The organism is Neobacillus soli NBRC 102451 (assembly GCF_001591665.1).
GTDB classification, from domain to species: domain Bacteria; phylum Bacillota; class Bacilli; order Bacillales; family Cytobacillaceae; genus Neobacillus; species Neobacillus soli.
In genome coordinates this window covers 19,815-31,391 of record NZ_BCVI01000040.1, presented here as the reverse complement: position 1 = coordinate 31,391, position 11,577 = coordinate 19,815, and the positions used below count along the sequence as shown (strand labels likewise).

The window sequence follows — 11,577 nt, the reverse complement described above, 5'->3', positions numbered from 1 at the left end:
CTTGCATGCAAGCGGGGCACATCTTGCAACATCTTGTTATTTCTAGGTTGTTTTTTCTTTTAATAGGTCCAGTGCCATTTGCGCAGCATTCTGTTCCGCTTCCTTCTTTGACTTCCCAGTCCCTACTCCTAATTCCTTACCATTCAAGGATACTCTAGAAACAAATTCCTTATTATGGGCCGGACCTATTTCTTGGAGGACACGATATTCAAGTGCACCTGTCCCATCCCGTTGAATTAATTCCTGCAATTGGCTTTTAAAATCCATCACATGAGAAAAAGCACCTGCATTTATTTTAGGAAAAACAGTCTTTTCAAGGAATTTAATGACCGTTTCAATCCCTTGGTCCAAATAGAGGGCCCCAATAAAGGCCTCAAAAACGTCTGCAAGTAAAGCTGGACGAGCTCTGCCACCCGTCAGTTCTTCACCTTTCCCTAGCAAAATTAATTTCCCAAAGCTAAGCTCGTTCGCAAAAACAACAAGCGATGGCTCACAAACAATCGCAGCTCGGAGTTTCGTCAATTCTCCTTCTGTCATTGTGGGATATTTTTTGAAGAGAAATTGGGACACGGTCAGCTCAAGGACTGCATCTCCTAAAAATTCAAGCCTTTCATTATCTTCAAAAGGCTTTCTGCGATGCTCATTCACATAGGATGAATGAGTAAAAGCTTGTTTTAATAGCTTTTCATTTTCAATTGAAATTCCGATTTTGTCCTGAAAATCCTTGAATAGATTTTCTATTGCGCGATTATTCAACTCTTTTTCCTTATTGTTCTTGCGCATAAAAACGTCTCCACCTTGCATCTAATTTACACACTATTATATCCAACTATAAAACACAAAGAAACTTGGCAGATAGTTCTGCCAAGTTCTATCATACAGAATAAAGCCCCGTTTGGAAACGGAGCTTTATGAATAAATCTAACGAGATTACTTAAGGTTATTTATGTAACTAACAGCGTCACCAACCGTGCTAATTTTTTCAGCATCATCGTCAGAAATTTCCATATCGAACTCATCTTCTAATTCCATTACTAATTCAACTACGTCAAGGGAATCAGCGCCAAGATCATCTTTAAATGAAGCTTCAAGCTTAACTTGAGACTCATCAACACCTAAGCGGTCTACGATGATTTTTGTAACACGTTCTAATACCTCTGCCATGCTTGTTCACCTCCCCTCAAGCTATTATAGAGTATTTCATTCAATAAATACACCATGTTTTTTAAAATCACATAACCATTCCGCCGTCAATATGAAGGGTTTGTCCTGTTATATAGGAAGAATCATCAGATGCAAGGAATGCCGTCATTTTCGCGATATCTTTAGGCTCTCCTAAACGAGCCAAAGGAATCTGTTTTAACATTTCTGCCTTGACCTCTTCAGGTAATTTATCCGTCATATCAGTCGTAATAAATCCCGGTGCAATAGCATTGACGGTAATATTTCGAGAAGCAAGCTCCTTTGCTGTTGTCTTTGTTAAACCAATAACTCCGGCTTTTGCTGCCACATAGTTCGCCTGTCCCGGATTCCCGCTGACACCGACAATGGAGGCTATATTAATGATGCGGCCAACCCGCTGCTTCATCATTTGCCTCGTTACCGCTTTTGTGCAAAGGAAAACTCCCTTTAGGTTAATGTTGATAACATCGTCCCATTCCGTTTCTTTCATTCTCATTAATAAATTATCCCTTGTAATTCCCGCGTTATTAACAAGAATATCAAGCTTACCAAAGTGGTCAATCGACGCTTTAACCATTTCAGCCACTTCTTCTGCATTTGATACATTACATTTTACTGCGAAAGAATCCCTGCCAAGGGCCTTAATTTCATCCACGACCTCATTTGCTTTTGCCTCACTGCCTGAAAAATTTACTGCAACATCCGCACCCTGTCTTGCAAGTTCCAGGGCAATTTCTCTGCCGATCCCGCGCGATGCGCCAGTTACAAGGGCTGCTTTCCCTGCTAAACTCATAGTTTTTCCTCCTTTAGCGCTTCTATTGCTGCCTGCGCACTTTCAGCGTCTGACACCGAATAAGTTTTTACCGTTTTATCAATTTTTTTGATCAAGCCGGAAAGGACCTTTCCAGGACCAATTTCAATGAAGGTATCCACGCCAAGCTCAATCATTTTCACGACGGAGTCTTCCCATAATACCGGGGAATATAACTGTTCAATTAATTTATCCTTGAACTCAGGAGCAGAACTAATTGGTTCTGCAGTAACATTTACCACGACCGGAATGGAAGCATCTTTCATTTCAATGCCATCTAAAACCTCACGCAATTGGTCTGCCGCAGGTTTCATTAAAGTAGAATGAAAAGGGCCGCTTACTTCTAAGGCCAGCACTCTTTTCGCCCCAGCATCTTTTGCTTTCACCCCTGCTAACTCTACCCCTTGTTTCGACCCGGAAATGACAATTTGTCCTGGACAATTTAAATTAGCTAAAGAAACTGGTACACCTGAATCACTCACTTCTTTGGTTACCGCTGCAAGCTTATCACGATCAAGTCCTAATACAGCAGCCATGGAACCTTCACCATTTGGAACGGCATTCTCCATAAACTCGCCCCGTTTCCGTACGGCATAGACGCCTTCCTCAAAGGTAAGTGCACCTGCAGCTACAAGAGCAGTATATTCTCCTAAGCTATGACCAGCGGCAAAGTCCGCTTTAATCCCGGACTTTTTGAAAAAGTCTAATATAGCTATACTTGTTGTTAACAAGGCAGGCTGTGTATTAATCGTCAACGTCAATTCTTCTTTTGGTCCTTCAAAAATAAGCTTACTCAACTGAGAATTTAGCGTTTTATCTGCTTTCATAAAATATTCCATGACATCAGCGTGTTTTTCTGCTAACGCTTTTCCCATCCCAACTGCTTGTGATCCTTGGCCGGGAAACACAAAGGCTATTTTACCCATTCTAAGCACTCCCTTATCATCCTATTTAGAAGGACTTGCATTTTCTACCGTTTGTTTTATTAATCCAACGACATCATAATTTACCATGTCCCTTGTCTGCCGAATCGCACTAAAGATGGACTGTCCGTTTGATGAGCCATGCGCTTTGATGACTGGGGAGTTTAAGCCAAAAAGGGCAGCCCCGCCATATTCAGAATAATCCATTGTATTTTTTAAAGTCATAAGATTTGGTTTCAACACTGCAGCCGCTAATTTACTTTTGAAATTGCTCATTAAAGCCGTTTTTAACATTTTAAACATGGACAGGGCAGTTCCTTCAATGGTCTTCAATACCATGTTGCCCGTAAAACCATCCGTTACGACCACATCCGCAGCACCATCAAGTAAATCCCTGGCCTCAACATTGCCGATAAAATTAAGATTTGCAGATTTTAAAAGGTCAAAAGCGTTTCTTGTCAGCTCATTCCCTTTCTTTTCTTCCGTTCCGATATTTAAAAGGCCAACACGAGGGTTTGCTATGCCTCTAACCTTTTCACTGTATATGGAACCCATTATTGCATTTTGTAGCAAATGCTCAGGTTTGGCATCGGCATTTGCTCCGACATCAAGGAGCAGGAAGCCCTCCCCTCCGATGGTTGGCAGTGTGGGCGCTAAGGCAGGGCGGTCAATCCCTTCAATTCTTCCAACAACGAAAAGACCTGCTGCCATTAATGCCCCTGTATTCCCTGCAGAGAGGCAGGCATCTGCCAATCCTTCCGCTACTTGCTGGGCTGCAAGTACCATCGAGGCATTTTTCTTACGTCGAACCGCGCGCACCGGTTCATCGGTTCCAAGTATAACCTCGGTTGTATGTAAAACTGAAATCCGCTCATGAACTGTTAATGTTTCGTTAATTTTATTTTCGTCCCCGACAAGGGTGATATGTATATCTGAAAATGCCTGAACGGCTTTCATTGCGCCTAATACGATTTCTTTTGGGGCATTGTCGCCGCCCATGGCATCGATTGCTAATTTCATTTTGCCTCATCCTTTAACGATTTTTCGAACGGTACATTTCAAATTCTCCAGTAAACACAGTCTCATTATTCACAAAACTTGTCACTTCAACAAACGTTCTGCCAGCATTCTCATCAATTTTCGTTACTTTTGCTTTGGCAATAACCCGTTCATTTAATTTTACCAAACGTTTAAATTGGATATTGGCTTTTGCAGTTAATGCTAATTCATCATTAATTACAGCGACAGCAAGGGAGTTTGCCTGGGCAAAAACATGGTGCCCGCGGGCAATATTATTTCTCCTAAAGACATGTTCTTCCTTTACATCAAAAATCGATATCGCACTATGATCTAATTCTATATCAATAATTTCACCAATAACTTCCTCAAGCGGCAGGGAACGGACTTCATCTTCGAAACGTTTTTCGGCCACCGTTTTAATTCGTTCACGGAGTTCTGGTATCGATAATTCTAACCGATCCAGCCGAATCGTTTGGACACTAACCTGAAATTTTTCCGCTAAGTCTTCATCGGTAATAAATAGATTATTTTCTATGGTCGACGTCAACAATTTTTGACGTTCTTTTTTACTTTTTCTCATCATTTTTCACACCGTTCCGAGATCTTATGACTAGGTACTAAGAGTAGTATAAAATTTAAAAAAGCAGATTGCAAGAATTAAATTTTCATTCTTACTATCTGCTTTTTTTTGGCTGTGTTAACTTGCCTGTTGATTTGCGCTCCAGGCGCTTCGCTTTCCGCGGGCGTGCCGGGGAGCCTCCTCGGCGCTGAAGCGCCTGTGGGGTCTCCCCTGCCCCGTACTCCCGCAGGAGTCTCGCGCCTTCCGCTCCAATCAACATAGTACAAAATCAATAATGACCTCTAATACAGCCTTCTTTTTAGTATTCCTTTAAAAAATAAAATTAAGTAGAAAAGTAATGGGTTAATCTAGCTTTTCTCCTTCTAGGACACCTGACACTTCAAGCCCTTTTCTTAAGTGCTGATATTCAGGAGCGGTCCAGAAGGTTTCGGACTGAATCAGTAACGCCGCGTCATTTCTTGCTGTTTCAAGGGCACGGTAGTCATGGACCATATCTGCGACCTTAAATTCGGGAACACCGCTTTGCTTTCTGCCAAAAAAGTCACCTGGTCCTCTTAATTCCAGATCCTTTTCACTCAATTCAAATCCGTCGTTCGTTTCTGTCATGGTTCTCATCCGCTCTTGTCCCACTTCAGACTTTGGGTTTGCGAGTAAAATACAATAGGATTGATCGCTTCCGCGCCCAACGCGCCCGCGGAGCTGGTGCAGCTGTGAAAGTCCAAACCGTTCAGCATCGTAAATAACCATCATCGTTGCATTCGGTACATTCACCCCAACCTCAACAACAGTTGTTGATACAAGCACCTGTACTTCATTTGCACTAAACGCTTTCATAACCGAATCCTTTTCATCGGAACTCAGTCGGCCATGCATGAGGCCCGCCTGATAACGGTTATGGAAATAGTGGCTTAGTGTCGTATGGACATCAATGGCATTTTGGACATCAAGCTTGTCCGATTCCTCAATTAATGGGCAAATGACATAGGCCTGATGCCCCTTCATTAATTCCTTTTCGACAAAGACTAGAACACGCTCAAGCATTTCCGGTTTTGCCCAGTATGTCTCAATTGTTTTTCTTCCAGCTGGCATTTCGTCAATGATGGAAACATCCATTTCACCAAATACCGTGATTGCTAGTGTTCTAGGTATTGGCGTTGCGGTCATAAACAGGACATCAGGATTTTCTCCTTTTTCCCTTAACACTCTTCGCTGTTCCACACCAAAGCGATGCTGTTCATCCGTAATCACAAAGCCAAGTCTTTTAAAAACAACCTCATCCTGAATAAGAGCATGAGTGCCAATTAAAATATCTACTTCTCCGTCCGCTAAATCCTGAAGGAGTTCCCGGCGGCGTTTCCCTTTGACGGAACTCGTTAGCAGCTCGCACCTTACCTTAAAAGGTTCTAAAAGGCTTTTTAAGGATTCAGCATGCTGTTCTGCTAAGATTTCTGTAGGAACCATTAGCGCCCCTTGAAAGCCCGCTGTCACACAGGCATACAAACCAATCGCTGCAACGACAGTTTTCCCAGACCCTACATCCCCTTGCAATAGACGATTCATCCGAAATGGCGATTTTAATTCCGCCAACACTTCATTAACCACCCGTTTTTGGGCATTTGTTAACGGAAAAGGAAGGGTATTGATAAATTCTGTTAATTTTTTTAAATCATAGTTTTGCGTGATGCCAGGGGAATGCTCTCGTTCAAATTTTCTTAATGCTTGCATTTTTAATTGAAACAAAAGAAATTCTTCATAGACAAAGCGCCGTCTCGCTTGTTTTACATCTTCTTGACAACTAGGAAAATGCATAGCTTTGATGGCATCCTGTCTGCAAGGGAGCCGGTATTTATTAATAAAGACTGGTGGCAGTGTTTCTTCAAGAAAGCTGCCATATTGTTGAAAAGCAAGGTTAATAAATTTTCGCATTCCTTTTGTCGTTAATTTGCCCTTTAAAGAGTAAACTGGTTCAAATTCCTTTGGTTTGCTATTTGGACCTGCCTGCATTTCATTCGCTGTGATGGTTTGTCTGTGGGCATCCCATTTTCCGGTTACGGTAATGGTTTCATTGATGACGATTTTATTTTTTAAATAAGGCTGGTTAAAAAAGACGACTTTAATCAAGTATGACTGGACGAAAAGCCTGATGGTCAGCTTGGATTTCTTCCGGCCATAATAGACAAGAGAAGGCTCGCTATGAACCTTCCCTTCGACTGTTACCTTCTCATCATGAATCACTTCCGTTAAATCCTTTAGCGAATAGTCTTCATAGCGATAAGGAAAATACTCCAATAAATCATGAATGGTATAGATTTTCATTTCCGAAAAGATTTCAGCCGTTTCTTCCCCAATTCCCTTTAATGCCGTTACTGATTGGTTTAGGTTTATATTCACTTTTTATTGAGCGGTATACCGAAGATTTTCGCTTCTAGTGCACGACCTGTCGGTGTAGCCGCCAACCCTCCCTGCGCTGTTTCTTTAAGTGCAGATGGCATCGATTGACCGATTTTATACATCGCATCAATAACTTCATCACATGGGATGCGGCTCGTTATTCCTGCTAACGCCATATCAGCTGCGACCATCGCATTGGCTGCACCCATTGCATTTCGTTTCACACATGGAACTTCTACAAGACCCGCAACTGGATCACAAACTAAACCGAGCATGTTTTTTAATGTAATGGCCATCGCTTCCGCACATTGCTGTGGCGTGCCGCCTGCCAGTTCTACAATCGCTGCCGCAGCCATTCCTGCTGCTGAGCCAACCTCCGCTTGGCAGCCGCCGGCTGCGCCGGAGATGGAGGCATTATTGGCAACGATAAATCCGAATGCACCTGCCGTAAAAAGAAATGAAATCATCTGCTCTCTTGTTGGGTTAAGTTTTTTTTGGACCGCAAATAATGTTCCCGGGACTACACCCGCTGAACCTGCAGTCGGCGTTGCACAAATGGTTCCCATTGCAGCATTCACTTCATTTGTGGCGACCGCTTTACTAACAGCATCAAGGATGGTTTCACCTGTTAAAAAGTTTCCTTTTTCAATATATTTTTGGAGAAGGACCGCGTCGCCGCCTGTTAAGCCCGAATGTGACTTGACCCCTTTAATCCCTCTTTCAACAGCTTCCTCCATAACCTTAAGGTTTCTATCCATAAAGGACATGACTTCTTCTCTAGAGCGGCCTGTTACGGTAACCTCTTGCTCAATCATGATTTCTGATATTTTTTTATTTTGACTGTTGGCCATTTCAACTAATTCAGCTGCATTACGAAACACATATCTTCCCCCTTATCGATGTCTAGCTCCAGCGCTTCTGCTTTTCTTTTAATCAACAATTTTTGTGACTTTTAATATATTAGGGAGCTGTTCGAGCTCATCAAGAATTTTATCATCAATGTTTTGATCGACCTCAATCGTCATAAGGGCAAGCTTTCCTTGCTCTTTCCGTGAAACCTCCATGTGGCCAATATTAATTTCATATTTTGCAAGAATGTTGGCTACACCGGCAATCGCCCCAAAGCGGTCATTATGGACCACGAGGATGGCCGGATGATTTCCTGATAGCTTTAATTCAAAGCCGTTTAGCTCCGTCACTTCAATTTTCCCGCCGCCAATTGATATCCCGACCAATTCAAGCTCCCCGTTATGATCACCAATAATGATCCTTGCAGTGTTAGGGTGATCAGTAACCGCATCTTCTTCAATAAAACGAAGCTTCATCCCTTTTTCATTGGCGATCTCAATGGCCTTGATAATTCTTACATCATCGGTATCAAAATCTAGAAGGCCGCCAACGATGGCTACATCCGTCCCATGACCTTTATAGGTTTTAGCAAAGGAACCATATAAAGAGATATTTGCCCATTTTGGCTCTCTGCCAAAGAGGCTTCTTGCCACTCTGCCTATTCTTGCTGCTCCGGCCGTATGCGAACTGGATGGACCTATCATGACCGGACCAATGATATCAAATACGCTTCTAAACTTCACACGCTTCTCCCCCTTAACACTAATTTATATATTTGAAACTCTTATGTTTTGATTAAGATAATCCAATTCCATCGTTTTTTCACAAAAAAAGAAGGGTTTCCTCCACTAGTGGAGGTTCCCTTCTATTTTAGCTGTTCCTTATTCAATTGAAAAGATAAAAGAATACAGTGGCTGCCCGCCGTTATGGATTTCTATTTCCACATCGGCAAATTTTTCCTCCACAAAATCTGTTAGGGTGGTTACTTCCGCTTCTGTCACATCTTCACCATAAATGATTGTCAAGATTTCAGAATCCTCATCCAACATTTGTGAAAGGAGATCTTCAGCTACTTTTCCTTTATTCTTGTTCTTTACGACAATTTTCCCTTCAGCAATACCCATGAAATCATCTTTCTCGATTTCTAAGCCATCAATTTGCGTATCACGTACAGCAAAGGTGATTTGACCAGTCTTTACGTGCTTTAAGGCATCGTTCATCGCGGTTTCATTCGCTTGTAGACCTGCGGAGGGATTAAATGCTAACAGTGCAGAAAGTCCTTGAGGGACAGTTTTGGACGGTATCACATAAATTTCTTCCTCAGAAACATCGGCTGCCTGGTTCGCAGCCATTATAATGTTTTTATTATTCGGTAAAATAAATACCTTTTTGGCATGTACTTCCTTCACCGCTTTCACGAGATCCTCTGTACTCGGATTCATCGTTTGCCCGCCTTCAATAACGGCATGCGCCCCAATACTTTTGAATAAATCCGCAATCCCTGAACCCATGGAAACTGTCACAATTCCATATTCCTGAAGTTCTTTTGATGACCCAGGATGCTTAGTGGCTAACGCAGTAGGTATTTCGCCGACAATATTGGAATGCTGTTGACGCATGTTTTCTATTTTCATATTAATTAAGTTCCCATACCGCTGTCCGTAGCTTAAGACTTCGCCAGGTTGTTCAGAATGAATATGCACCTTAACTACATCTTCATCGGCAATCACTAATAAAGAATCTCCCAATTGACTGAGATCATTGCGGAAAACACCTTCATTGAATGGATGCTTGGTCACTTTATCTGATTCAAACCGAACCATAAATTCTGTACAATAGCCAAATTCGATATCTTCGGTATTCATATGGCTTTGGACACTTTTGTGATGTTCTGCACTAACCAACTCGTTCATCGAAGGAAGCAAGTCTGATGATTCCGGAAGCTCCTCACCTTTAAGCACCGCAAGAAAGCCCTCATAAACGAAAACAAGACCTTGTCCACCACTATCAACTACGCCAACTTCCTTTAAAACAGGAAGCAGGTCAGGTGTGCGCTTTAGGGAAGCCTTCGCCTCCCGTAATACTTCTTCCATAATGACGATTATATCATTCGAATTTTGGGCAGCCTGAACACCCTTCTTCGCTGAATCTTTTGCAACTGTTAAAATGGTTCCTTCGACAGGCTTCATAACCGCTTTATATGCCGTTTCAACACCTGCCTCTAAAGCATGCGCGAAATCTTCCCCGGATATTTGTGCCTTCGTTTCAACGGCCTTTGAAAAACCACGAAATAACTGGGAAAGGATGACTCCAGAATTTCCGCGTGCCCCCATTAGCAATCCTTTAGAGAGGGCCACCCCAACTTTACCAATATGTTCCTGAATATTATTTTTTACTTCCTTCGCCCCGGATGTCATTGATAAATTCATATTTGTTCCTGTATCACCATCGGGTACGGGAAAAACGTTTAAGGCATCAACCATTTTTGCATTTGCAGCCAAATGATTGGCACCTTGAATTACCATCTCGGCAAAACGCCTTCCATCTAATGCTGTTATTGACACAAACTTTCCTCCTCTACTTGAGGTTCGTCACACGAACTTACGGGTTCGTCACACGAACTCCCTGAACGTAAATATTTACCGAGTCCACGGCAAGTCCAACAGTTTTATCGAGGGTATATTTAACCTTTGATTGCACGTTGTGGGCAATTTCGGAAATTTTCGTTCCATAGCTGACAATAATGTACATATCAATATGTATTGCCTCATTTTCCTGGCGCACAATCACGCCCCGAGTAAAATTTTCTTTTCGTAGTATTTCAGTAATACCATCTTTAATTTGATTCTTCGAGGCCATACCGACAATACCGTAGCATTCGATTGCCGCTCCTCCAGCGATGGTAGCGATTACTTCGTTGGAAATATCAATTTGTCCGAACTTTGTTTTCAATTCAATGGACATGAATCGTTCCCCCTCCTGAAAAATTGCTCTTTGACTACAGTCATTTTACTATAGTCAATCCAATATTGAAAGCCATACCTGCCTGTTTAATATTTTTAAACTTTGAGAATTGTCTGGCTCCAGCGCCCAGCGACTAGCAGACATCGCGCAAAGGAAGCTTGCGCTTTTCTGACTGTCAAGGCTTTTTTCTTGAAAGGTTTCCACACAGCTCTTGCATTCAGATAAGTTGTATGATAAATTATTAAGGTATCTCAAGGCTAGAAAATTTGCTTAGGACAATTTTCTATATCTAGATGAAGCATCTAAAAGATTGCTGTATATAGCTTTTGGTAGTTAAGGAGGGAAATCATTATGCCACGTCAATGTGTAATAACTGGTAAGAAAACAACTACTGGTAACAATCGTTCTCACGCAATGAACGCGAATAAGCGTACATGGGGTGCTAACCTACAAAAAGTACGTATTCTTGTTGATGGTAAGCCTAAGCGTGTTTGGGTTTCTGCAAGAGCGTTAAAATCCGGTAAAGTTGAACGAGTATAAAAGGTGTGGGGCATCCAATCGGATGTCCTTTATTTTTTGTCCAAAAGAGGACAATTGATGTGATTCTTTTATCTTTCCCCAATAGGAAAAATAAAAAGCACCCAAACGGGTGCCAAAAGGTTATAAATGGTCATAAACAGAAACTAATTAAATTTAGTATGTTTTTATTCGTTTTTCTTAAACGCACCAATCATCGCCCGGACAAGTCCGCCTAAAAATTTCGGCAGTTTAATCGTATAGAATTTCATACTGTCCCTCCTCACAAATCTCCCACAGCTTATTCATTTCAACTTTTTTCGAACGCCTTAACATATTAT

Annotated in this window: 13 protein-coding genes; 1 reads left to right on the top strand and 12 read right to left on the bottom strand. The window is 41.9% G+C overall.

Annotation, left to right across the window (positions count from 1 at the left end; all coding sequences use genetic code 11):
• Window positions 1-42 precede the first annotated feature (42 nt).
• The 11 genes from rnc to BSO02S_RS14520 form a co-directional block, all read right to left on the bottom strand.
• The gene (rnc, locus tag BSO02S_RS14570; protein WP_066068559.1) at window positions 43-783 is read right to left on the bottom strand and encodes a ribonuclease III; all 741 of its coding nucleotides are present in this window, start codon (window positions 781-783) and stop codon (window positions 43-45) included.
• A 147-nt stretch (window positions 784-930) separates the two neighbouring features.
• Complete coding sequence (locus BSO02S_RS14565; RefSeq protein ID WP_066068557.1) at window positions 931-1,164, bottom strand: acyl carrier protein; 234 nt, start codon at window positions 1,162-1,164, stop codon at window positions 931-933.
• A 67-nt stretch (window positions 1,165-1,231) separates the two neighbouring features.
• The gene (gene fabG / locus BSO02S_RS14560; RefSeq protein WP_066068554.1) at window positions 1,232-1,975 is read right to left on the bottom strand and encodes a 3-oxoacyl-[acyl-carrier-protein] reductase; all 744 of its coding nucleotides are present in this window, start codon (window positions 1,973-1,975) and stop codon (window positions 1,232-1,234) included.
• Window positions 1,972-2,919 carry an ACP S-malonyltransferase gene (gene fabD, locus BSO02S_RS14555; protein WP_066068551.1) on the bottom strand — a complete coding sequence of 316 codons (948 nt, stop codon included), beginning with the start codon at window positions 2,917-2,919 and terminating at the stop codon, window positions 1,972-1,974. Before fabD ends, fabG begins: the two co-directional genes overlap by 4 nt.
• Window positions 2,920-2,940: 21 nt before the next feature.
• Window positions 2,941-3,936 (bottom strand): phosphate acyltransferase PlsX, encoded by a 996-nt coding sequence (gene plsX, locus BSO02S_RS14550; protein ID WP_066068548.1) that lies wholly within the window; start codon window positions 3,934-3,936, stop codon window positions 2,941-2,943.
• Between the two features lie 13 nt (window positions 3,937-3,949).
• Complete coding sequence (fapR, locus tag BSO02S_RS14545; protein WP_066068546.1) at window positions 3,950-4,516, bottom strand: transcription factor FapR; 567 nt, start codon at window positions 4,514-4,516, stop codon at window positions 3,950-3,952.
• Between the two features lie 342 nt (window positions 4,517-4,858).
• Window positions 4,859-6,907 carry an ATP-dependent DNA helicase RecG gene (recG, locus tag BSO02S_RS14540; protein WP_066068543.1) on the bottom strand — a complete coding sequence of 683 codons (2,049 nt, stop codon included), beginning with the start codon at window positions 6,905-6,907 and terminating at the stop codon, window positions 4,859-4,861.
• Window positions 6,904-7,788: an L-serine ammonia-lyase, iron-sulfur-dependent, subunit alpha gene (gene sdaAA, locus BSO02S_RS14535; RefSeq protein WP_066068542.1), complete on the bottom strand. Its 885-nt coding sequence runs from the start codon at window positions 7,786-7,788 to the stop codon at window positions 6,904-6,906. The genes recG and sdaAA overlap by 4 nt, the downstream gene beginning before the upstream one ends.
• A 48-nt stretch (window positions 7,789-7,836) precedes the next feature.
• Entirely contained in the window at window positions 7,837-8,499 is a 663-nt protein-coding gene (gene sdaAB, locus BSO02S_RS14530) for an L-serine ammonia-lyase, iron-sulfur-dependent subunit beta (protein ID WP_066068539.1), read from the bottom strand.
• A gap of 138 nt (window positions 8,500-8,637) precedes the next feature.
• A complete protein-coding gene (locus tag BSO02S_RS14525; protein ID WP_066068538.1) occupies window positions 8,638-10,320 on the bottom strand; it encodes a DAK2 domain-containing protein in 1,683 nt (560 codons plus the stop codon).
• 37 nt (window positions 10,321-10,357) lie between these two features.
• Entirely contained in the window at window positions 10,358-10,720 is a 363-nt protein-coding gene (locus BSO02S_RS14520; protein WP_066068535.1) for an Asp23/Gls24 family envelope stress response protein, read from the bottom strand.
• A 351-nt stretch (window positions 10,721-11,071) separates the two neighbouring features.
• On the opposite strand from BSO02S_RS14520, the gene rpmB reads away from it, so the two are divergent.
• Complete coding sequence (gene rpmB / locus BSO02S_RS14515) at window positions 11,072-11,260, top strand: 50S ribosomal protein L28 (protein ID WP_066068532.1); 189 nt, start codon at window positions 11,072-11,074, stop codon at window positions 11,258-11,260.
• Between the two features lie 164 nt (window positions 11,261-11,424).
• On the opposite strand, the gene spoVM is transcribed toward rpmB, so the two are convergent.
• A complete protein-coding gene (spoVM, locus tag BSO02S_RS14510) occupies window positions 11,425-11,508 on the bottom strand; it encodes a stage V sporulation protein SpoVM (protein WP_035445740.1) in 84 nt (27 codons plus the stop codon).
• Window positions 11,509-11,577 lie beyond the last annotated feature (69 nt).